Source organism: Natrinema hispanicum (assembly GCF_004217335.1).
In the GTDB taxonomy this organism is placed as follows: Archaea; Halobacteriota; Halobacteria; order Halobacteriales; family Natrialbaceae; genus Natrinema; species Natrinema hispanicum.
In genome coordinates this window covers 559660-582768 of record NZ_SHMP01000003.1, presented here as the reverse complement: position 1 = coordinate 582768, position 23109 = coordinate 559660, and the positions used below count along the sequence as shown (strand labels likewise).

Genomic DNA, 23109 nt, shown 5'->3' with positions numbered 1-23109 from the left:
CCATGATCGACGATGCGATCCGCGTCCTCGCGGGTGACTGTACCGTCATCGCCGAGGCTGACGACCGCCAGGAGTACCGCGGCCGGGTGACGACGATCGTCAAACCCGACAACACCGTCCTCGTCCACGACATCGACGGCTACCAGCCCGTCGCGTGGCTGACTCGCGCCGATAGCGTCTCGAGCGACCGCCGAGATGGCTTCACGCTCGTCGCGAAAAAGGACACCCAGACGCTGCGGATCGCCGCCCACGAGCAAGACGGATTCGCACACTATCCGTCGTCGGCGGCCGGCACGCCCGTGGGGACGTGTCCGGACTGTGGCAGTGCGCTCATCCGCTCGAACGACGTCCACTGTGTGGGCTGTGGCGACCGGTATGGCGTGCCCGCCGATGCGACGATCCGGGACGACCAGTGTGATTGTGACTGTGGGCTCCCGAAGATGCGCGTCGAGCGCGGGCGTGCGTTCAACGTTTGTCTCGACCGGAACTGTGAATCCCTCGACGCGGCAGTCAAGGAAGCGTTCGACCGCGAGTGGGCCTGTCCGGAACTCGACTGTGACGGCGACCTCCAGATCCTCCGGCGCGGCGGTCTCATCGCCGGCTGTGAGCACTATCCCGACTGTGATACCGGCTTTGCCGTCCCCGCCGGCGTCGTCGACGGCGAGTGTGGCTGTGGCCTGCCCACCTTCGAGACCGCAAGCGGCATCCGGTGTCTCGACGCGACCTGTGAGCGCGCGCTCGAGGGGACGGTCACGGCCGACTCTATGGCTGACGACTAATCAATCAGCCGACACCGACAGTGGACCAGCCACCATGCGATAGCCCCCGGCCAGCCGCCACTGCGGTGGGTGGGACTGAAAGGGGCTGGCGCGCTCGGCGAACCCCGACGACGCAAGGACCGCAGTGAGCGAGCATCGCGAGCGAACGAGGACCACAGCGAGTCGTGGGAGCCGAGCGCGACAGGGGCTTTCGGAGTGGCTGTACCAGAGACAGATGTTCGGTCGTAATTTACTGACGAGAATCGATCCGCAGCCCCTTAGTCGCGGCCGCCCAACACCCGCTATGACACTCGAGGGGCGGTTCGACGACGGCGTCGTCCATGTCGGCGGCGACGCACGTCAGCGGTATCACGATTCGCGGGGGTATGGCTATCCACTCGAGGGCAACGAGATCGCCCTCGCACCCGTCGAGGCAGCCCACCTGCTGTATCGGGGCGATCTCGAGGCGGTGGTCGACGAACGTGGCGAGCGACTCTCCTTTCGGGAGTTCGTCGCGCGCGAGCCCGGCGAGAACTTCGACGTGCGGTTTCTGGTCTATGCGGACCTGCGCTCGCGTGGCTTCTATCTCTCGCCGGCTGCCGAGCCGTGGGTTCCGAACCCACCCGGTGGTGCGGCCGACTTCGCGGTCTTCCCGCGCGGCAAGGGGCCACGTGACGGCGAGATCGAGTACGCGCTGCGAGTCATCGGCGAGCGAACGGACGTTCCCGCCAGCGAGCTTCAGGGAGGCGTCTTAGCGGTCGTCGACGAAGAGAGTGAGATCACCTATTTCGAGGTGGATCGTCGAGATCCAACCGGGACCTCCGGCACCGACGCGACGTTGCCCGACAACTGCGGGGCCGACCTGCTGGCCGATCGGGTCGTCGTCTGGGAGCCCCCCTTGGACCTCTACGAGCGAACGTTCTACGGCCAGCCGCTCGAGGGCCGGGAGTACGACGAACCGACGCTGCAGTGTTCGCTGCTCGAGGCGGCGTATCTGGCCGAACGGGGTGCGATCGACCTCGATCCCGCGACGGTTCGCGAGCGAGGCCGCGAGGTCGAAGGCGAGCGGTTCGACCGACGGCTGACGGTCTACACCGAACTCCGAGAGCGCGATGTCGTCCCCAAGACGGGCTACAAGTTCGGTGCTGATTTCCGGACCTATGCCGACATGGAATCGGTCGAAAACCTGGGTCACTCCGAGTTGCTCGTCCGGGTCCATCCGGCCGAGTACGTCTTCGAACCGCGCGATCTGGCACTGGACGTCCGACTCGCCCACGGCGTCCGGAAGACGATGGTGTTCGCACTGGTCGACGACGACGCCGATAGCAGCGACGGAATCGAGTGGTGGTCGCTCGAGCGACTGACGCCCTAATACTGTCTGTTGGCTGTCAGTAGCGGGTGTCTGGCCCGACCACATCTCGAGTGCGACCAGCGTGTGAACCGTGGCGTCCGACAGTATGAAAGCCCCGACGGACGAGGATCGCACCATGCAACTCGAGGTACTCGGCGTCGGCGGCGCGGGCTGTCGGATCGCTGACGCGATCCGTGCGGCGGAGCCGGCAGAGCACTCGTTTCTCACCGACGTCACGGTTTTCGACACCGACGAAGCGGCCCTGAACCGAACCGTCATCCCCGAGTCACACTGCGTCCAGTACGGCCTACCCGACAGCGACGGGGGCCTCGAAGGCGACCTTAAGCGAGGCCTACCGCTCGGCCGAGAGCACGCAGACGACCTTCTCGAGCGGCGCGATCGAGATATCCCGACGGCCGACGCGATTCTCGTTGCGGTCGGCCTCGGCGGAGCGACTGGCGGCGGAACGGCCCCCGCACTCGTCGCGGCGCTCCAACAGCGCTACGACGTGCCGGTCTACGTCCTCGCGACGTTGCCGGCCGACCGCGAGTTCGATGCCACGGCCGACACGTCGGGGTCGGGCCCGGGACGCCACACACGCGATCCGACCGCCGAGACACCACCACGACCGAACGCAGCGACGAACGCGGTCGCCACCCTCGAGCGACTCGATGGGGTCGCAAGCGCCATCATCTGTTTCGACAACGAGGCGTGGCTCCACCCCGTCGAATCGCTCGCTGACGCTCGCGACCGCTGTAACCGCGAACTGGCGACGCGAGTCGAGGCTGTCTTCGCTGCCGGCGAGCGATCGGATGGCGCGGTCGCCCAGACCGTCATCGACGCGAGCGACGTTCGGCGGATCGTCGGCGACCAGTCGGCCATCGTCACGCTCGGCTACGACGACTTGACTGTCGAAACGGGCGGGTCGCGCTTTGGTCTCGGACTCTTCTCGTCGCCGCCTGACGTCGAGACGAGCGAGGCAGTCAGCGCCATCGAGACCGTGATCCGAAAGGGGATCCGCGGCAAGCTCACCCTCGAGTGTGACCCCGAAACGGCCGCACGCGGCCTGTTGATCGTTGGCGGGCCGCCGGCGTGGCTCAACCGCCAGGCGATCGCCGAGGGGCGACAAACCCTCGAGTCGGCACTCGACGGGGCGGGCGTCCTCGGCGGTGACGCACCACGACCCGACGGCGAGTCCGTCTTCGCGGGGGTTGTCCTCGCTGGCGTCGAGTCGGACCGGCTCGCGGCGTTGCGGGCGGTCGCCGAGCGGCCGCCCGAGCCGTAAGTCCGCGCCGCATCGTCAGGGCCGAAGCCGAAGGCTTTTGCGCGCTGCCGAGCCAAACCCGGGTAATGACCGGAGACGACCCACTCGAGGAGTCCGAGTCAGGGGAACCGCTGACTGACGGAGGGGCTGCAGGTGCCGACGACGTTGCGCTTGACCCCTGGGGGTCCTCGAGCGTCTCCGACTACCGCAAGCTGTTCGAGGAGTTCGGCATCGAGGAGTTCGATGAGGTACTCGAGGAGGTACCCAATCCGCACTACCTGATGCGCCGCGGCGTCATCTTCGGCCACCGGGACTATCGCCCGGTCGCCGAGGCGCTGCAAAACGACGAGCCCGCAGCCGTCCTCTCGGGCTTTATGCCCACCGGCGACCCCCACATCGGCCACAAGCTGGTCTTCGACGAGATCATCTGGCACCAGCAACAGGGGGCCGACGCCTACGCCCTGATCGCCGACCTCGAGGCCAACTCCGCCCGCGGGATGAGCTGGGAGGAAATCGACGAGCACGCACGCGACTACCTGCTCTCGCTGCTTGCGCTCGGCTTCGACCCCGAGGAGGGGACGCTCTATCGCCAGTCCGAAAACCGCGAGCTGCAGGACCTGGCGTTCGAACTCGGCGCGGAGGCCAACTTCTCGGAGTTGCAGGCGATCTATGGCTTCGACGGCGAGACCGACGTCTCGCACATGCAATCAGTCGTCACCCAGATGGCCGACATCCTCTACCCGCAACTCGAGGAGCCCAAACCCACCGTCATCCCCGTCGGTCCCGATCAGGACCCTCACGTCCGGCTCGCCCGCGACCTGGCCGAACGGATGCGCTTTTTCAAGGTGAGCGAGGCCTACGCCAGCTTCGAGCTCGAGCCTGACGAACGGGATCTGGTCGCCGACTTCTACGAGCGACTCGAGCCCGCCGAGTTCGACGACGACACGCTCCGGTGTGTCCACGTCGCCGAAGCGGTAGAGGAGACGCCGCTGTCGGATCTCGAGGCCGACGCCGACACGCTGAGTTCGGTCCTGACGAAGCTGAACGAGGCCGGCATGGAACCGATCCGGCCGCGAACCCGATTTTCCGACCGGCGGGCGACCGACGAGGCGTTCGACGCGCTGATCGACGCCATCGAGGGCGAAAAGCGGGTCTACGAGAACCACGTCGACGCCTTCGAGATCGATCTCGCCGAGGCCGAGGAACTCGCCCGTCAGGTCGAAGTCGACACTGGCGGCCACGGCTTCCAGCCACCGTCGTCGATCTACCACCGATTCATGACTGGCCTGACTGGCGGGAAAATGTCCTCTTCGATTCCGGCCTCTCACATCTCGCTCCTCGACGATCCCGAGGACGGCTACAACAAGGTGAAGGCGGCGACGACCGGCGGCCGCGAAACCGCCGAGGAACAACGCGAGAAAGGCGGCAAGGCCGACGAGTGTCCCGTCTACGAACTCTACGCCTATCTGCTCTCCGGCGACGACGACGAGTTCGCCAAGCGCGTCTACGACGAGTGTGTCGGCGGCGAACGTCTCTGTGGCGACTGCAAGGAGCAAGCAGCACAGCTGATGCGGGAGTTCCTCGAGGAACACCAGGAGAAACGCGACGAAGTCGAGGACCTGCTCGAAGACGTCGATATCGAACTCGAGTCACCGCGTCGTCGCTAGCAGGCCGATCCACACGCGGTTTCCGTCCGGTCGTGGCACCGCCTAACGTCCGTGCGACCGAGTTTCGGGCGCGAACGAGGACGGGACTTGATGTCTGACGAAGCTATATACGGTTGTTCGTGAAACGAAGCAGTACTGATGGGTCGGTCCCTCCGCCCGTCGGACGACGACCTCTGGGTCTCCGCTGACGTTCTCGGTGCGTTCGGCGTCACACCGGCGGACCTCGAGCATGCACCGGCCAGCGATAGCTCTCTCGAGGCGGCGCTTGCCGACACGCTCGCGGCAGGTGTCGACCGAACGACGGTGTTGCGCCGGACTATCACCCGAAGCGACCGCGGGCTCGCCTGCTCGGCCCGGTACGCAGCAGCCGACCTCGAGTCGGAACTCGTCGCCGTCTTCGAGGCCATCGGCTGGTCGCTGTCCGTCTCTCACACGCGTGACGGGCTGGACATCACTGCGGCCGATCACCACGACCGACAGCGTGAGACGACCGTCACGTATCCCGACACGCCGCTTGGAACCGACAACCTCCCGGCCGTCCTGTGGGCGATCAACGACGCCGTCCTCGACGGAACCGACGCACGGTTCGTCCTTCTCTCGACTGGTGTTGACCGCTGGCGGGCTGCCCTCATCGACGAAGCCGAGCTCGAGCGGCTCCGCGATCGCTACGGCCCGCGAATCGACGCCGTCGAGCAGCCGCTGTGTCCCGAATATGGGCTCGCGGCGTACGTTCCCGATGCAACGGCCAACGACGTGATCGGGGCGGCAACCGGCGAGCCGTGGCCGCCGTGGGCGCTCGAGTGTGACACTCGTGGGAGAGAAACGGGCACTCAAAACGAGAGCGACAGTGTCGACTCGCTCATCGACGAAGCGGAGCCGTCGACGCGTTCGGATACAGCGTCGATGTCGGACGGCTCGAGCGAGACCGACGGTTTCGAACTGCGAGGGACGCCCGCACGCTCGCGACACCGGGACGACGCCGACGGCAAATTGGAGGACGGCTCCACACCGGCGTGGTCAGAGACCTCGAGTCGGAACAGTCGATCGACGGACACCGACGATTTCGGCACGCTCTCGGGATCCAGCCAGACGACACGTGTCACGAACGACTCGTTCGGGACGGACGTCGACTGCGGGTCCGACGACGACCGGTATCGTGCGCTCGGGGCCGCGCTCGACGCCGGCGGGACCGTCTCGGTGCGGGGATTGCTCGAGGACGACGACTTCCTGCCCGAACTGCCCGCCACCGAATCCGAGGCGGTCCGCATCGAGTTTACCGAGGAGTTCGACCCCGCGGCGATCCCTGAAGCGACGGCGACTGCCGAGGAGGAAGGGTTCGAATGGGTCGATTCGGGCTCGCTCGAGACGACGCGCGTGCCGAACGGGTGACGATCTGTGAGTGGCCGCGGCCGGCGGACGGATGCCGAACGGTATGCTGACGCGTATCACAACGTTTTTAGCCCGCTCGCGAATCATCCTGGATATGGCACTCGAATCCCGCGAACGGCGTGCGTGTTCCGGTGTCGGCGAGCAGCCACAGCGGCCACACACGGGATTCGACTTCTTTTTCACCCGGTGAGCCGGGCCGGTGGATCCGCGTGTGTCCATACCGGACGCGTGCGGCGAAACCGACCGTTCGACGCCGCTGCCGGGACCGCCTCGGGCAGTATCGGAACCGCTAACTGACCGACACGCAGCCATCCAAACAAGCGAATGCAACTTCCAGCACAACAGGTCGCGGTCTTAGAGGCCGCAAGTGCGGACGAGGCAACGTCCGTCGACGCCCTCGCCGCGGCGACCGAGGTCCCCCCCGAAACCGTCACCGGGGCCGTCTTCGAACTCGAGGACGAGGGACTGGTCGCCGTCAGCGAACGCGTCGACGAAACGGTCGCGCTCACCGACGAGGGACGCGAGTACGCCGGTGACGCCCTCCCCGAGGTCCGGCTCTACGAGGCGGCGCTCGAGGCTGGGGCCGATGACGAGCCGGTCTCGATGGGCCAGGTCATCGGCGCGTCTGGGCTCGAGGGCGGTGCGGTCGATATCGCACTCTCGAACTACGCGCGCAAGGGCTACGGCGTCATCGACAGCGGCGCGATCACGGCCGACTCCGACGCCGATCCGGCGGCCGACACAGAGGCGAACGCGCTCGCGGAACTCGCCGATGTCGACGCTGCGCCGGTCGACAGCGTCGATATTGACTCGGACACGTTGGATCAACTCGAGCGCCGCGGTCTCCTCGAGCGCCGCGAGTCGACGGTCCGTGAGGTAACGCTGACCGAACTCGCCGTCACGGAGCTGATGGCGGGGATCGAGACCGCCGAGACGGTCGGCCAGGTCACCCCCGAACTGCTCACCAGCGGCGAGTGGGAAGACGTCGAGTTCGCCGAGTACAACGTCGAGGCCGACGCCGAACAGTTCGAGGGCGGCAAGGTTCACATCCTGCGCCAGACCGCCGAACGCGTCAAGGACGTCCTCGTGGGGATGGGCTTCCAGGAGATGGAAGGCCCCCACGTCGACGCGGACTTCTGGATCAACGACTGCCTGTTCATGCCCCAGGATCACCCGGCGCGGACTCACTGGGACCGGTTCGCTCTGGAGCAGCCGACCCACATCGACGAGTTGCCCGAAGATCTCGTCGATCGCGTCGAGCGCGCCCACAAGGAGGGCGTCGGCCCGGACGGCGAGGGCTATCACTCCCCGTGGGACGAGGACTTCGCGCGGGCGCTGGCCCTGCGCGGCCACACCACCTCGCTGTCGACCCGATATCTCTCCGGCGAGGAGATCGGTGAGCTCGAGCCGCCACAGCGCTATTTCAGCGTCGAGAAAGTCTATCGTAACGACACGCTCGATCCGACCCACCTGCTGGAGTTCTTCCAGATCGAGGGCTGGGTGATGGCCGAGGACCTCTCGGTGCGCGATCTGATGGGCACCTTCGAGGAGTTCTACTCCCAGTTCGGCATCACGGACATCCAGTTCAAGCCCCACTACAACCCTTACACGGAACCCAGCTTCGAGCTGTTCGGCACCCACCCGACGACCGGCGAACTCGTCGAGATCGGCAACTCGGGTATCTTCCGCGAGGAAATGCTCGAGCCGCTGGGCGTCGAGTGTGACGTGATGGCCTGGGGACTGGCCCTCGAGAGACTGCTCATGCTGATGTACGGCTTCGAGGACATCCGGGACATCCACGGAACGCTGTGTGACCTGGAACTGCTGCGCGAGACGGAGGTGACCTACTGATGCCCACGGTCGATATCGACCCCGACGAACTGCGTGACCTGACTGGCCACGAGGAGAAAGGCGACGAAGAGTTGAAGGAGGACCTGTTCGGCCTCGGCCTCGAGTTCGAGGGCCGCACCGAAGACGGCGCGTTCGAACTCGAGTTCGCGCCGGACCGACTCGACCGGCTCTCGGTCGAGGGTGTCGCCCGTTCGATGCGCTACCAGTATGGCGACGCGCGAGGGATTCACGTTCCCTCGCCAAACTCCCCGGACTGGACGATCGAAGTCGCGGAGTCGGTTCCAGACGAGCGCCCCTACGTCACGGGAGCGGTGGTCCGCGACGTCGATCTCGACGAGGAGGCTCTCGAGTCGCTCATCCAACTCCAGGAGAAACTCCACGCGACGATGGGCCGCAAGCGCGCGAAGGGCGCGATCGGGATTCACGACCTGACGATGCTCAAGGGCAGCGCCGCGACGGAGGGCAACCCCACGATCGAGTACGTCGGTGTCGAACCCGACGGCGACCGGTTCGTTCCCCTCGATTCCGACGCGGAGATGACGCCCGCGGAGGTACTCGAGCACCACCAGACCGGTCAGACCTATGCTGATCTGGTCAGCGAGTACGAACGCTACCCCGCGATCTACGACGACATCGGGCTGTTTTCGTTCCCACCGGTGATCAACGGTCGCCGGAGCGAGGTCTCGACGGACTCGCGGGACCTGTTCGTCGAGATGACCGGCACCGACCAGTGGACGATCGACAAGATGCTCAACATCGTCTGCTACGCGCTTGCGGCACGCGGGGCCACGCTCGAAGAGGTAACGGTCGAGTATCCGGACAGCGAACTCGTCCGCCCCGATCTCTCGACGAAGACGAAGACGGTCGCCCACGATCGAATCGAGACCATCCTCGGGATCGGGTTCGACCCCGACGAGGTAATCGATCTCGCCGAGCGGTCGGGACTCGAGGCCGAAAAGGAAGAAAACGAGGATGGCGAGCTGGTCTATGAGGTGACGATTCCGCCCTACCGCGTCGACGTCCTTCACCCGCTCGACATTATCGACGATCTGGGGCGCGCCTACGGCTTCAACGATCTCGAGCCCCGCTATCCCGACGTGGGAACTGTCGGCGGCCGCCACGAGCGCTCCCGCCTCGAGCGCGCGGTCCGCGAGTCACTCGTCGGGCTGGGCTTTGAGGACCTCCTGAACTTCCACATGATCAGCGAGGAGGAAAACTACGATCGACTCGATATCGAGTCGGGCGCGGACGCCTACGGTGCCGGCGAGCCGGCAACGATCAAAGAGCCCTACAGCGAGGACTTCACGATGCTGCGGACCTGGGTCATGCCCTCGCTGTTGATGGTCTTAGAGCGCAATACTCACCGCGCGTACCCGCAGGACCTCGCCGAGATCGGCTTCGCAGCCGAGGTCGACGAGGACGAAAACACCGGCGTCACGGAGGGTCGCCGCATTGGGGCCGTCCTCGCCAGCCACGATGCTGGCTACGAGGACGCCAAGGCCCGCCTGCAGGCGCTCGCGCGCAACTTCGACGTCGAGGTTGAGACGCCTCCGACCGACCACCCGACCTTCATTTCGGGTCGAACTGCAGCAGTCGTCATCGACGGCGAGGAAGTCGGCGTGATCGGCGAAGTCCACCCGAAGGTGCTCGTCGAACACGACCTCGAGGTGCCGGTCTCAGCCTTCGAGTTCGACCTCGAGGCGCTGCGCTGAGGAGAAGCAGTTTTTCTCTAGTCCGGCGTTGCCATGTCGGTGCGGTTCAGTGTGTTGTACCGCGAGCGAATGGAGTGAGCGAGCGGCTCTTTTTGGTCCAGATTTTTGCGCCGAGCGGTTCGCTCGCGGAGCGAGCGAATCCCGAGGCGTAAAAAGGTGGGTTCTAGAACTCGTGTTCGACGTCGTCCTCGTCTGCTTTCTGAATGATGATTTTACCGTCCCGGACCCGGACGAAGACCTCGTCGCCGATATCCATGCCCGCGACTGCGAGTTCATCCTCGTGGAGATTGAGGTGGACGTTGTGATAGTTGCCGTCGTCGTCTTTCGCACCGCTTGGACTCAGCTTCTTTTTCCGTACCATCGCGGGATTCTATTCCGAACTTCGCCGTAGGATATACTTAAGTGTTTTCGACGCCCAGGCGAATGACGCCGATTGCGGATCCTGCAGACGAGTGGCGTCAGCGCTGTACTTAAAGATACCGACGCAGTCGGTCGGTTTCCGGGGATATCTTTATGTCTGGTCGTGTGCTCGTTTGACACGGAGGCGATAAATCATGGTACGCGAAGACGGTAAACGAAACTTTGCCCTGCGTGAATCGGGCGGTGACGAATCGAGTGTCTTTTCTGGCAATACACCCCGTCAGGCCGCGCTCAAGGCGGCGCGACGGCTCGAGCCCGGCCCGAGCGAAGCGGAGGCCGAGCGCGTCGAACTCAAACTGCGAGAGAAGGGAACGGACAAGGTACACATCTATGAGGGCTGGGCTTGGGAGGAGACGGCTCCAAGCGACAAGCCCGACTGGATGCCAGACGAGATCACGGAAGCAAACGTCTCGAAGAAAGGAATTGATCACTTAGACGAGTAGTCCGTCTGCTTTGTTGTTTTCTCTCGTCTGACCGGCCGATAGCGATGCCGTCGTCCAGCGCGTGTGGCACGTACCAGCCCTGACAGCCAACCCGCGGTTGCCTCGAGTGCGACTGTAAGTATTGTCGATCGAACTGGAAGACCCGACGGTCTTTTGACCCAGACCGCATTATCGGCCCGTAATGGCTGCAGTTACGCTGGGTCCCGAAGGAACCTATTCACACCGGGCGACGAGTGCGATCGCCGACAACGGCGAGATCGACTTCCGCCAGTCGGTGACGGCGATCGTCGACGCCGTCGCCGCCGGCGAGTACGACCGGGGCGTCATCCCTATCGAAAACAGTATCGAGGGCTCCGTGACGGAGAGTCTCGACGCGATCGCCGACTACGACGTCGCCGTCGTCCGCGAGATCGTTACCCCGATCCGTCACGCCCTGCTCGCACAGGGGCCGGAGTTCGACACCATCGCCAGCCACTCCCAGGCGCTGGCGCAGTGTCGGTCCTATCTCGAGCGCGAGTATCCCGACGCGACCCTCGAGGCCGTCGCGAGTACGGCCCAAGGTGTCGAGTTCGCCCGCGAGGATCCGTCGGTCGCTGGCATCGGTCATCCGGCGAACGCCGACGGCGACGGTCTCGAGGTACTGGCAGAGGACATCCAGGATCAGGACTCGAACGCGACGCGGTTTTTCGCGCTTGCACCCGCCGACGAGCGCTCGACCGGCGGCGGCAAGACCTCGCTGGTCGTCTATCCGAACGCGAACTACCCCGGGCTGTTGCTCGAGTTGCTCGAGCCCTTTGCGGATCGGGATATCAACCTGACTCGCGTCGAGTCACGGCCGAGCGGCCAGCGACTGGGCGATTACGTCTTCCACATCGACTTCGAGGCCGGCCTCTACGAGTCGCGCACACAGGAGGCGATCGCGGACGTCGAGGACCTCGCCGAGAACGGCTGGGTCCGGCGACTCGGCTCGTACGACACCGAACACGTCGTCGAGTGACGCTCGCAGACGGCTCGAGAGATGCAAAAAGCTACTCAGTGGCCGTGCTTTCCGTCGGGCTGATCCAGTCTCGGACGCGGTCAGCATAGGTCATCACGCCCAGTCCCGCCACGAACGACAGGAAGGCTGGCACGAGGATCCACAGGAGGTCGGGATGCGCAGAACCGGTATGAAGGAAGGTATCGATCATTGGCAATCCTAGGCGAGCAGCCGTGCATAATTCGACCGACGAGGGCAGAATTGACCGTTACCGAACGGGTACAGTATCGCCCCGGGTAGTGTCGTGTTACCTGACCACAAACTGTTTTTCAGGTCCCGCGCTACCACAGGTATGCCACTCGCTTCAGGTGACGACGCGCCGACCGTGACCGCACTGAATCAAGACGGTGAGGACGTTACCCTTGCGTTCGCGGAACCGACGGTGCTCTATTTTTATCCCAGAGACGACACACCCGGCTGTACCATCGAGACCACCCAGTTCCAGCGCGAGCGCGAAACCTATCAGGACGCCGGTGTCTCCGTCTACGGCGTCTCGACTGACGATGTCGACTCGCACCAGTCCTTTTGTGCGTCAGAAGGACTCGAGTTCGAGCTGCTCGCAGATCCCGACGCCGAGATCGCCGACACCTTCGACGTCGAACTGCGAAACGGCGCGGCCGCGCGGACGACGTTCCTGCTGGCCGATGGCGAGGTGAAAGCGGTCTACGAAGCCGTCGACCCCGACGGCCACGCGCGCGAGGTTCTGCTGGATGCGCTCGAGGACGGCATCGTCACCCTCCCGGAGTGACACCGGGTTTTGTCGCCATATCGCGGGCAGAATTTATCTCGGCCGGTCTCCTACACGCAAGTATGCGACGCAATCCGTTCACCGAGATCGAGGAACTGCTCGACCGCCTGAGCCAACAGGTCGAAGAGGGAATGGCCGCTGGCGGCCTCCAGGTACCGGGAGCGGTCGCAGTCGACGTCGCCGACACGGACGGCGAATACGTCGTTACGGCCGACCTTCCCGGCTACGAGTCCGATGATATCGACCTGACGCTCACAGACGGCACGCTGCGTCTCGAGGCCACCCGGCGCGATCACGCTGCGTTCGACGACGAACGATATCTTCGGCGCGAACGGACAACGAAATCGGCGAGTCGGCGGATCCGCCTCCCCGAGCAGGTCGACGAGGATGGGGTGGCTGCCGGCTTCGAGAACGGTGTTTTGACAGTTCGACTCCCAAAAGAGTCGAGCGACGAGGACACCAAGCGGATCGACATCGAGTGACTGCGCCACGACGACAAGCCTTGTCTTGCGTCGAGTGTTCTGCGAGCAGACACTGGCTGTTTGTCGACAGTAGCAGTAACGCGGTCGCTCGATCCGTTCTGGGACGGCCGACAACATCGGTGTTCGGCTGACTGTCGGGCAATGTATGGAAAGGTATAGGGAGGCCTCTTTCCCATATATAAGCAAATGAGTGACGAGGGATACGACCACGCGACGGTCGAACGGCGCTGGCAGGAGGCGTGGGACGACGCGGACGTCTACCGGACGCCAGACGACGTTGACGATCCGACGTACGTCCTGGGGATGTACCCGTATCCGTCCGGCAAACTCCACATGGGCCACGTCCGAAATTACACGATTACGGACGCGTACGCCCGCTACCGCCGGATGCAAGGCGACGACGTGCTCCATCCGATGGGCTGGGACGCCTTCGGGCTCCCTGCGGAGAACGCGGCCAAGGAACGCGATACGAACCCGCGTGACTGGACGTTCGACTGCATCGAGACGATGACCGACCAGATGGAGGCGATGGGCTTTGGCTACGACTGGGAGCGTGAAATCACCACCTGCACGCCCGACTACTACCAGTGGAATCAGTGGCTCTTCGCCCGGTTCCACGAGGAAGGACTGGTCGAACGCCGCGACGCCGAGGTCAACTGGTGTCCCGAATGTGAGACCGTCCTGGCCGACGAACAGGTCGAGGGCGAAGAAGAGCTGTGTTGGCGCTGTGATACGCCCGTCGAACAGCGCGAACTCGAGCAGTGGTTCCTCAAAATCACCGAGTACGCAGACGAATTGCTCGAGGCCATCGACGACTTAGAGGGGTGGCCCAACTCGGTGCGCCAGATGCAGCGCAACTGGATCGGTCGCCAGTATGGGACGGAACTGGACTTCGAGATTGAGGACTACGGTCCCGTCGAGGCCTTCACCACCCGCGTCGACACGATCCACGGCGCGACGTTCTTCGCGCTCGCGCCCGATCATCCGATCAGCGGGGACCTGGCCGAAGCGGACGACGACGTTCGACACTTCATCGAGCACGAAGCCGATCCCGAGGGCGACGAACCGAACGGCGTCGAGACCGGCCTGACGGCGACCAATCCCGTTACCGGCGACGAGATTCCCGTCTACGTCGCCGACTTCGTCCTCTCGGATGTCGGAACGGGTGCGCTGATGGCCGTTCCCGGCCACGACGAGCGCGACCACGCCTTCGCCGAGAAGATGGGAATCGAGATCAAGCCGGTCATCGCCCCCGAGCCCGACGACTGGGACGGCGAGACGGTGCCCGACGCACCAGACGTCAGCGAGGACGCGTTCACCGACGACGGCGTCCTGATCAATTCCGGCGAGTACAGCGGCCTCGACAGCGAGACGGCCCGCGAGCGCCTGACCGAGGACATCGACAGCGCCGAGAAGGCGACCCAGTATCAGCTGCGTGACTGGGGTATTTCCCGTCAGCGTTACTGGGGCACGCCGATCCCGGTCATCCACTGTGACGACTGTGGCCCGGTCATGGTCCCCGAGGAGGATCTGCCGGTCGAACTGCCGGAGTTCATCAACACCACCGGCAACCCCCTTGACGCCGCCGAGGAGTGGAAGCAGACGACCTGTCCCGAATGTGGCGGTGACGCGACCCGTGAGACCGACACGATGGACACCTTCGTCGACTCCTCGTGGTACTTCCTGCGATACGTCTCGCCGGACCTCGAGGACGCGCCGTTCGATCTCGAGCGTGCCAACGACTGGATGCCCGTCGACCAGTACGTCGGTGGCATCGAACACGCCGTCATGCACCTGCTCTATTCGCGCTTCTTTACGAAGGTGCTTGCAGACCACGAGGGCTTAGAGCACCGCGAGCCCTTCACGAATTTGCTGGCACAGGGAATGGTGCAACTCGAGGGCGAGAAGATGTCGAAATCGAAGGGCAACGTCGTCTCGCCCCAGCGGATCGTCGAGGAGTACGGCGCGGACACGGCGCGGCTGTTCATGATGCAGGCCGCCCAACCCGAGCGTGACTTCGACTGGAGCGAGGAAGGTGTGCAGTCGACCTATGCGTTCCTCACCCGACTCCAGGGGATGGTCGAGGACTACGTCGCGGATCAGCCCGACGGCGACGACGATGCGATCGCCAGCTACGTCGATGCGGAGATCGACGCGACGATCGCCATCGCCAGCGACGAGTACGACGACCTAACGTTCAACAAGGCGCTGCGGGAAACGCAGGATCTGACGCGGACGCTGCGCCAGTACGCCGACTACACCGAGCCCCACGCCGAGACCTACGAGCGTGGGCTGTCGGCCGTCGTCCGACTGCTCGCACCGGTCGCACCACACCTCGCAGAAGCGCTCTACGACGAACTCGGCGGCGATGGGTTCGTCGCCGAGGCCGACTGGCCGACCGCGAAGATCGACCGCGATCGCGTCGCCAAGCGCCGTCGGCTGGTCGAGAACACCCGCGAGGACATCCGCGACATCGTCGAGGTCGCAGGTATCGACGATCCGCAGGCCATCGACGTCGTCATCGCCCCTGACTGGAAGTACGACGCCTTAGAGATCGCCATCGAGAGCGACGCTGACAACCTGATCGGAGAACTCATGCAGCAGTCGCACATCCGCGAGCAGGGCGATGCCGCTGCCGACTACGGCCAAGACCTCCAGGCCGAACGCGAGGCACTGACGACGAGCCTCGAGCCCGACGCAGAATATGAGGCACTCGAGGCGGCCGCGTGGCTGATCGAACGCGAGTTCGATGCCCAGGTCGATGTCGTCCGTGCTGACGAGGCAGCTGACAGCGTCCTCAAAAACGCCGAACCTGGCCGGCCGGCGATCGAGATCGAGGACTGAGACGGGGCTGCTGTTCCGAGTGACTGGCACGACCGTGGATAGCTCGCGGTCGCGCTGCCATTGACGTACAGCAGTCTGTCTGACCGGCCACACCGACAGCGGCGACACCCGAACCACCATCGGACCTGACAACAGAGTATCTAGTTTATACACTGGCCTGCTGTAGAGGCGTGACAGCACCGGTTGGTTCTGAGGATGACCGAACAACGCACAGCGCCGTTTCGATGGCCGTTCACAGGCGGGTCGTCACTGAACGCACCACACGTAACCACGATGACCCTTCGTAATGGGTTGTTCGCCCACTGGCCGGTCGACCCGGACGAACTTCGACCGCACGTTCCCAGCCAGTTGGCACTCGAGACGCGGGACGGCCGCGCCTGGGTGAGCGTGCTCCCGTTCGTCCTTACGAACGTCGGTCTCCGGGGAACGCCGTCGATCGCACGGCTCGCTTTTGGTGACCTCACCGTCCGGACCTACGTCCGATATCGGGGCACGCCCGGCCTGTTTTTCTTCAGCATCGACATCGGGCGGTCGCTGATCGCGACGACTGTCGGCCGAACGACCGGGTTGCCCGTCTCCAGCGCAACCATGCGGGTCGGTGCGACCGACGAAAACCGCGTGGCCTTTCGGAGCCGGCGGCGGAAGACAGGGCGTGATATACCCGCCTGCTTCGCTGCGACCTACCGCCCGACCGGAGCGGTCTCTCCTGCTCCGCCGGACACGCTCGAGTACTGGCTCACTGCTCGCCGACGGTTCTACGCGCCGACCGCACGCGGCATCGTGACCGGCGACATCGCACACGATCCGTGGCCGCTCCAGCCTGCCACGGTGACGATCTCCGAAAACACGATGTTCGAGGCTGATGGCCTGCCGTCACCGACCGGCGAGCCGGTCGTCCACTACGTTGATGACGTGTCGATGACTGGGTCGATTCCGTGGCTGCTACGCGGTCGGTGACGGCTCGCTTCTTATCCGTCGACACCGACCAGATCGAGCCCGTAGCCCGCCCCATCGGCTGACGCCTGCTCGTAGACCACGTGCGCGGCCGCCACGTCCTGGATCGCGAGCCCGGTCGAGTCGAAGACCGTGATGCCAGTCTCGTCGACTCGTCCGTCTTTCGACCCGACGACGAGTTCGCCGATCTCGCCGTAGATATCTGCGTCCGTCAGCACCCCCTCGCCGTAGGGGACGTTGATCTCACCCGAGTGGGTACACTGTTCGTGGTCGTCGATGACGATCCGAGCCGCCTCGAGCACCGCGTCGGCCAGTTCGTGTTTCCCCTCGGCGTCGGCACCGATGGCGTTGATGTGGGTGTGTTCGCCGACGTCCTCGAGACCGACGATCGGGTCTTCGACCGGTGTTACCGTTGAGAGCACGTCACAGCCCCCGGCCTCCGAAATCGAGCCACCGCGGACGTCGAACTGGTCGTCGTAGGTCTCGACGAACTGCTCGACGCGCTCTTCGTCGGGGTCCGAGACGACGACCTCTTCGATCGGGCGAACCTCGCTGATCGCCTCGAGTTGCATATAGGACTGGACGCCGGCCCCGACGAGCCCGAGACTCGAGGCGTCCTCGACGGCAAGGTAGTCAGTGGCGACGGCCGCCGCCGCACCGGTGCGTTTCATGGTGAGTGTCGTCCCGTCCATGATCGCAAGCGGGAAGGCGGTCTCGGGGTCGGAGTAGATCATCGTTCCCAGGACCGTCGGCAGGTCGTGGTCCTCGGGATTGTCGGGGTGGACGTTGACCCACTTGAGTCCAGCAGCGTCCCACTCGCCGGTATCGAGGTAGGCCGGCATCGACCGGAAGTCGCCGTTGTACTGCGGGAGGTCGATGTAGGACTTCGCAGGCATCTGCGTGTCACCACGCTCGAAGGCCCCGAAGGCACCCTCGACGGCGTCGATGACGTCGGCGAGGCGTGCGTACTCGTTGACATCGTCGCTGTCCAGAACCAGCGTGTTCATACTGGTGACTATTGGTGGTGACTACTTATATGTCGCCAGTAGCTACCGACAGCACGCACTACTGCGTGTTGTCAGCCCGTCGCGTGGAGCAACACGACGCCGGTCCGATACGACGCGAGCCGGTCGCCGTCGCCCTCGTACTGAAACTCGAACGCCTCCGCGAGGTCTGCCGGCGCGTCGGATAGCAACGATCGAATCCGCTGGCGGTCTTCCTCGGGGACGGCCATCCGATCGAGCCAGGCGTCGACCGCGAGTTCTCGGCTCGTCTCATAGACCGTGTCGACCGTCAGGTCTGTCTCTGCGAGCCAGTCGACCCACTGCGCTCGAGAGTAGGTCTCGACGTGCCCCGAATCGCGCAGTCGCTCGATCCGGTTGATGTAGGCTGCCAGCTCGGGATCGGCCGGCACGCAGAGATCCTCGAACGCGAACACACCACCCGGTTCGAGGACGCGCTCGACTTCAGCGAGGAACGCCTCGGGGTCCGGAAAGTGGTGGGCTGCGAACCGACAGGTGACCGCATCGAACTGATCCGCGGGAAACGGGAGCCGTTCGGCGTCGACCGCCACGCCCTCGAGTCCGTCGTACTCGGTCGTCGCCGTCTGAACCATTGCCGGCGAGAGGTCCGACGCGATGACCCTCGAGACGCCCTGGTCTGCAAGCGCCCCAGCAACGTGGCCAGCACCAGTCGCCACGTCCAGTGCACACGTTGCGTCACTGCACCAGTCGACGAGTTGCTCGAGGTCCGCGCCGTGCTTGAGGACGCTCCCGTCCAGATAGCCGTCCGTCGCGTCGCTGAAGGACGCCCCGATGTCGCGTTTTCTGCCGGTATTGTTCGTCACTGCCACTACTTATATTGAAAACTACATGATTGTTTCGTGTGGTGTGTTGACGAACGATTGGCTGCTCGCGGTTCCGAGAGACAGGACGTCAGGATTGGATTTGAGAATAAGGCGAAATGACAGCAAAAGATGGGCCGACTCGAAACGGGAGAGACGGTGATGCAAGCGGTACTGACTCCCACCGCGAGTGGCGGGGCTCGAGTCTACTGTCGGCGAGCGAGCGGTTCAGCGAACCCGAGCGACGCCGTTCGCCGAGCGAAGCGCGGTTCGGAGCCCGAAGGGCGAGAACCGCGGAAGCGAACGGGCGAAGCCCGTGAGTGCGGAGCGCTCGGGCCGACGAGCGACCAACGGAAGCGAGGAGGCTTTTATACTAAATTTTGCCGAGGGCCGCCTTCGGCGGCCCGCAGAGCAAAATTTAGTTTCACATCATGCCGCCCATGCCACCGCCCATACCGCCCATGCCGCCCATGCCACCGCCGCCTGGCGGCATCTCGTCGCCCTCGTCGTCGTCGTGGGAGACGGCGAGGTCGCCAGCGGCGATGACGTCGTCGATGCGAAGCAGCATAACGGCCGCTTCGGTGGCGGATTCGATGGCCTGGGTCTTCACGCGCAGCGGCTCGTAGACGCCCTCGGCGTCCATGTCGATGGTGTCGCCGGTGTAGGCGTCGAGGCCAGCGCCGGTGTCGCCACCGTCGTGGGCGCTGCGCAGTTCGACCAGCGAGTCGATGGGGTCCAGCCCGGCGTTCTCGGCCAGCGTGCGCGGGATGACCTCGAGTGCGTCGGCGAAGGCCTCGACGGCGAGCTGCTCGCGGCCGCCGACGGAGTCGGCGTAGTCGCGCAGGGCAAGCGAGAGGTCGATCTCGGGTGCGCCGCCGCCGGCGAGGACTTTGCCGTCCTCGATGGTCGTGCGCACGACACCGAGGGAGTCCTCGATGGCGCGGTCGATCTCGTCGATGACGTGCTCGGTGCCACCGCGGAGGATGAGGGTGACGGCCTGGGCGTCGTCGACGTCCTCGACGAAGATGCGCTGGTCGCCGGCGATCTCCTTCTGGGCGACGCTGCCGGCGACGCCGAGGTCGTCCTCGGTCAGGTCGTCGACACTCGAGACGGGCGTCGCGCCGGTCGCGCGGGCGAGCTGGCTCTGGTCGCTGGATTTGACGCGGCGGACGGCGATGATGCCCTCTTTCGCGAGGTAGTGCTGGGCCATGTCGTCGATGCCGCCGTCGACGAAGACGACGTCGGCCCCGGCGTCAGCGACCTGCTCGGCCATCTCGCGCAGCTGGGCCTCTTCCTGTTCTAAGAACTGCTCGAGCTGGTCGGGGTCGGTGACGTTGACCTCGGCGTCGATCTCGGTCTCTTTGATTTCGAGGTCGCCGTCGACGATCGCGACGTTGGCGTCCTCGGCGAAGTAGGGCATGTTCTCGGAGACGCGCTCCTTGTCGACGATGACGCCCTCGACGAGTTCGGAGTTCTCGATCGAGCCGCCGACGACCTTCTCGACTTTGATGTTGTCCGTGTCGACGCCGTCGTCGTCAGCGACCGCGCGGACGGCATCGACGACGAGTTCCGAGAGAAGATCTTTGGCGCTTTCGGCACCCTTGCCGGTCATCGCCGTCGCGGCGATCTGCTCGAGAACGTCGGTGTCGTCCTCGTCGACGTCGATGGCGATCTCTTCGAGCGCGTCGATCGCTTCCTCGGCGGCCTCTCGATACCCTTGCGCGAGGGTGGTCGCGTGAATATCCTGATCGAGCAGGTCCTCGGCCTGACTGAGGAGCTCGCCGGAGATGACGACGGCGCTTGTCGTGCCGTCGCCGACTTCCTCTTCCTGGGTCTCGGCGACTTCGACGATCATGTCGGCCGCGGGATGGTCGATCTCCATCTCCGAGAGCAGGGTGACACCGTCGTTCGTGACGATGACGTTGCCTGAGGAGTCGACGAGCATCTTGTCCATCCCCTTCGGGCCGAGCGTCGTCCGAACCGATTCGGCGACGGCTTTTCCGGCCTGGACGTTCATGGACTGTGCGTCCTCGCCGGAGGTGCGCTGGCTGTCCTCCGAAAGTACGATGAGGGGCTGGTTGCCCATCTGCTGTTGAGCCATAGTCACCCGAACGATTGATTGCTATTCTATATAAACCTTTTGCTACCTGCTAAATAGGAACTCTCAATCACCCCTTCGTCTGTCGTTTTCGAATTACTGGTTGTCGGGTATTTATACCGCTAATTCTCGAGAACGACCGATCGACTGATACGGACTCCGATCAGTCAGGCCGGCGCACCCGCGACCCGTCCTGCGGGTGCGCCGGTACCCAGTGATAGCAGACCGTATGACGCGTCGCTGGCGACGCCAGTCCCAGTCAGAAGCGGTGGAAGACGACTAGCCGGTCACGTGTCACCAGGCCGAGTGGCCACCGGAAACGGGTGGGAAGGGGAAAATCAGGACTGGCCACCGGGGAATCGGTGGTATTCCAGTCCCTGATGTTTCATCTCGTTGTGTTTCTCCTCGAGGAAGGAGTAGACTGCGCCGTGGGGCGCGCCGTCGAGCAGCATCTCGGCAGCGCTGCGGACGGCGTCGACTTCCTGTGGGGCACCGATGATTCCGAGTGTCGAGCCGTAGATGACGACGTCGGCACCGGTCAGCTCTTCCATCAGTTCGCGGGTTCGGCCACCTTCGCCGATGAGCCGGCCCTTCTTGCGTTTCATGTCGTTTTTGTTGCGCGCGGCGGCGTCGATATCGACGACGTCGAATAACATCATATCGTTCTCGAGGAGCCGTAGGGCGTCCTCGGGTGCAAAGCCGCGGCCGATCGCACGAACGATATCGGGACCTTTGAGGCCGAGCACGGGATCGCCGACGGTCTCGACAGCGACGGAGCCGTTCTCCGAGTCGATGTCGAGTCGTACTTCCGCTTCCGCCTCGATCTCGCGCATCGTCTCGCCTCCTTCGCCAATAAGAACGCCGATGCGGTCCTGCGGAATCTTCACGTGCTGCATACAGTCTGTTACTGGCTGGGTGAGGTTAAGACCTTGGTCCGCGAACGCTGAAGACTGTAAGACTGTTCGTCTCGACCACACGCAGGCGTCTCTGGCGGTAAACTGGCGGTAGCCAACGGCAAAGCTACTCGAGTACCGATGGGACGCCGGCTCGCTCGAGTGCTTGCTGTCGTTCCGCGTCGGTGAGTCGATACGGCTGGATCTCGGCCGCGAGTTCGCCCAGCGCAGCGCGCCGGCGCTGGTGTGCCGCGAGAAATGTAGTGATTCGATCGATCGCGATTTCTTTCAGTTCGCCACTGAGCAGGTCGCCCGACCGATAGTCGGCCGCGATGCGCTCGAGTTCGGCGTCGTCGGGCTCGAAGAAAAAGCGGAGATACTGGAAGGGGACGTCGACGGACGGATCGCCACCCTTCTCGCGATGTTCCTCGAGGGTTGCCCGGCCGCCAGTGTAGGCGTGCGTCCGGATCGTCTCGGCGACCGTTTCCGGATCGGCAGTAAGCTCGATCGAGGGGGCATCGGCGGAGGAACTCATCTTTCCCGGCCCCTCGAGACTCGGAAGGAATCGGCCGAGGAGGGCCCCCGGTTTCTCGACGGGGAGTGCCTCCTTAGCGGCGATATCACGACAGACGCGAACGTGTGGATCCTGATCGACGGCGATGGGGACGAGCGTCGGCTGTCGACCGCCGACGAGTTGCGGAAGCAGGAGGTGTGTCGCCTGAACGGCAGGATAGAACTGGAGGCCGACAGTGTCTTGCTCACCGTAGACGGCCTCGACTGTGGCCGGCGTGAGATGCGTTGCGAGTCGCACAGCGAGGGGGTAGATCACGTCTGCATCGACGGTATCGATGACGAGCCTCGTCCTGTCGGGATCGAAGCCGACAGCGAGGATATCGCGGAGGTTCTCGCGGGTATGGTGTCCGATTTCCGCGAAGGACTGTGCTTTCGCGAGGAACTTTTCGTCGTCGGAAAGCGGGATATAGATCATCGCTCCTGTCTCCTGCTGGAGCCGCTTGGCGAGATACAGCGGGAGAACGTGACCGAGATGCATCGGCCCCGACGGCCCTCGTCCGGTGACGATCGCGTGCGGCACGTCGGCTTCGGCAGCCTCGAGGTATTCGTCGATGTCCCGGCCCGCATAGAACGTTCGGCGACGGAGCAGCGGATGGTCGGGAAAGCGAGCGAGCTGGCCGTCGGTGAGCCGATCGGCCCCGAACCGGTCGATGAGTTTCTCGTAGTCGATCTCTCCGTCGACGGCATACGGGGTAACGGTGAAGTCGTCAGTGGCAGTGGCGGTACGTGTCTCGGTCGCGTCGATATCGGTTTCGGTGTGGTCAGTGGGTGACATTCACAGTG

20 protein-coding genes are annotated in these 23109 nt (G+C 64.4%); 13 read left to right on the top strand and 7 right to left on the bottom strand.

All coding sequences use genetic code 11. The features are described from left to right. The first annotated feature begins 2 nt into the window (after positions 1-2). From BDK88_RS03640 to pheT, 7 genes are all read left to right on the top strand, one after another. Positions 3-779, top strand: a complete 777-nt coding sequence (locus BDK88_RS03640) for a DUF91 domain-containing protein (protein WP_130499203.1) — start codon at positions 3-5, stop codon at positions 777-779. Positions 780-1062: 283 nt separating this feature from the next. After that, the gene (gene endA, locus BDK88_RS03635) at positions 1063-2130 is read left to right on the top strand and encodes a tRNA-intron lyase (protein ID WP_130499202.1); all 1068 of its coding nucleotides are present in this window, start codon (positions 1063-1065) and stop codon (positions 2128-2130) included. A gap of 115 nt (positions 2131-2245) precedes the next feature. After that, positions 2246-3394, top strand: a complete 1149-nt coding sequence (locus tag BDK88_RS03630) for an FtsZ/tubulin family protein (protein WP_130499790.1) — start codon at positions 2246-2248, stop codon at positions 3392-3394. A gap of 65 nt (positions 3395-3459) precedes the next feature. Next, complete coding sequence (locus tag BDK88_RS03625; RefSeq protein WP_130499201.1) at positions 3460-5040, top strand: tryptophan--tRNA ligase; 1581 nt, start codon at positions 3460-3462, stop codon at positions 5038-5040. Between the two features lie 138 nt (positions 5041-5178). Further along, positions 5179-6429 (top strand): hypothetical protein, encoded by a 1251-nt coding sequence (locus BDK88_RS03620; protein WP_130499200.1) that lies wholly within the window; start codon positions 5179-5181, stop codon positions 6427-6429. A gap of 324 nt (positions 6430-6753) precedes the next feature. Then, positions 6754-8280 (top strand): phenylalanine--tRNA ligase subunit alpha, encoded by a 1527-nt coding sequence (gene pheS, locus BDK88_RS03615; protein WP_130499199.1) that lies wholly within the window; start codon positions 6754-6756, stop codon positions 8278-8280. Continuing rightward, positions 8280-9992: a phenylalanine--tRNA ligase subunit beta gene (gene pheT, locus BDK88_RS03610; RefSeq protein WP_130499198.1), complete on the top strand. Its 1713-nt coding sequence runs from the start codon at positions 8280-8282 to the stop codon at positions 9990-9992. The genes pheS and pheT overlap by 1 nt, the downstream gene beginning before the upstream one ends. Before the next feature lie 163 nt (positions 9993-10155). Here the strand turns inward: pheT and BDK88_RS03605 are convergent, their stop codons facing one another. After that, complete coding sequence (locus BDK88_RS03605; protein ID WP_008013187.1) at positions 10156-10353, bottom strand: hypothetical protein; 198 nt, start codon at positions 10351-10353, stop codon at positions 10156-10158. Positions 10354-10546: 193 nt separating this feature from the next. On the opposite strand from BDK88_RS03605, the gene BDK88_RS03600 reads away from it, so the two are divergent. Further along, complete coding sequence (locus BDK88_RS03600) at positions 10547-10855, top strand: non-histone chromosomal MC1 family protein (protein WP_008013186.1); 309 nt, start codon at positions 10547-10549, stop codon at positions 10853-10855. 181 nt (positions 10856-11036) lie between these two features. Then, positions 11037-11852 (top strand): prephenate dehydratase, encoded by an 816-nt coding sequence (pheA, locus tag BDK88_RS03595; RefSeq protein WP_130499197.1) that lies wholly within the window; start codon positions 11037-11039, stop codon positions 11850-11852. A gap of 31 nt (positions 11853-11883) precedes the next feature. Here pheA and BDK88_RS21035 read toward each other — a convergent pair whose 3' ends face one another. After that, positions 11884-12042, bottom strand: a complete 159-nt coding sequence (locus BDK88_RS21035) for a hypothetical protein (RefSeq protein ID WP_165396900.1) — start codon at positions 12040-12042, stop codon at positions 11884-11886. 141 nt (positions 12043-12183) lie between these two features. On the opposite strand from BDK88_RS21035, the gene BDK88_RS03590 reads away from it, so the two are divergent. The 4 genes from BDK88_RS03590 (at position 12184) to BDK88_RS03575 (ending at position 16922) form a co-directional block, all read left to right on the top strand. Further along, entirely contained in the window at positions 12184-12639 is a 456-nt protein-coding gene (locus tag BDK88_RS03590; protein WP_130499196.1) for a peroxiredoxin, read from the top strand. Between the two features lie 62 nt (positions 12640-12701). Next, complete coding sequence (locus tag BDK88_RS03585; protein ID WP_130499195.1) at positions 12702-13121, top strand: Hsp20/alpha crystallin family protein; 420 nt, start codon at positions 12702-12704, stop codon at positions 13119-13121. Positions 13122-13307: 186 nt separating this feature from the next. Then, entirely contained in the window at positions 13308-15965 is a 2658-nt protein-coding gene (gene leuS, locus BDK88_RS03580) for a leucine--tRNA ligase (protein WP_130499194.1), read from the top strand. Positions 15966-16160: 195 nt separating this feature from the next. Continuing rightward, positions 16161-16922 (top strand): YqjF family protein, encoded by a 762-nt coding sequence (locus tag BDK88_RS03575; RefSeq protein WP_130499193.1) that lies wholly within the window; start codon positions 16161-16163, stop codon positions 16920-16922. 11 nt (positions 16923-16933) lie between these two features. Here BDK88_RS03575 and BDK88_RS03570 read toward each other — a convergent pair whose 3' ends face one another. The 5 genes from BDK88_RS03570 to BDK88_RS03550 form a co-directional block, all read right to left on the bottom strand. After that, a complete protein-coding gene (locus BDK88_RS03570) occupies positions 16934-17926 on the bottom strand; it encodes an ornithine cyclodeaminase family protein (RefSeq protein ID WP_130499192.1) in 993 nt (330 codons plus the stop codon). Between the two features lie 71 nt (positions 17927-17997). Continuing rightward, complete coding sequence (locus BDK88_RS03565) at positions 17998-18765, bottom strand: class I SAM-dependent methyltransferase (RefSeq protein ID WP_130499191.1); 768 nt, start codon at positions 18763-18765, stop codon at positions 17998-18000. Between the two features lie 421 nt (positions 18766-19186). Further along, positions 19187-20848, bottom strand: coding sequence for a thermosome subunit alpha (gene thsA, locus BDK88_RS03560; protein ID WP_130499789.1), 1662 nt, complete (start codon positions 20846-20848; stop codon positions 19187-19189). A 350-nt stretch (positions 20849-21198) separates the two neighbouring features. Then, positions 21199-21756, bottom strand: coding sequence for a KH domain-containing protein (locus tag BDK88_RS03555; protein WP_130499190.1), 558 nt, complete (start codon positions 21754-21756; stop codon positions 21199-21201). Between the two features lie 124 nt (positions 21757-21880). Further along, positions 21881-23101 (bottom strand): tryptophan--tRNA ligase, encoded by a 1221-nt coding sequence (locus tag BDK88_RS03550; protein ID WP_130499189.1) that lies wholly within the window; start codon positions 23099-23101, stop codon positions 21881-21883. Positions 23102-23109 lie beyond the last annotated feature (8 nt).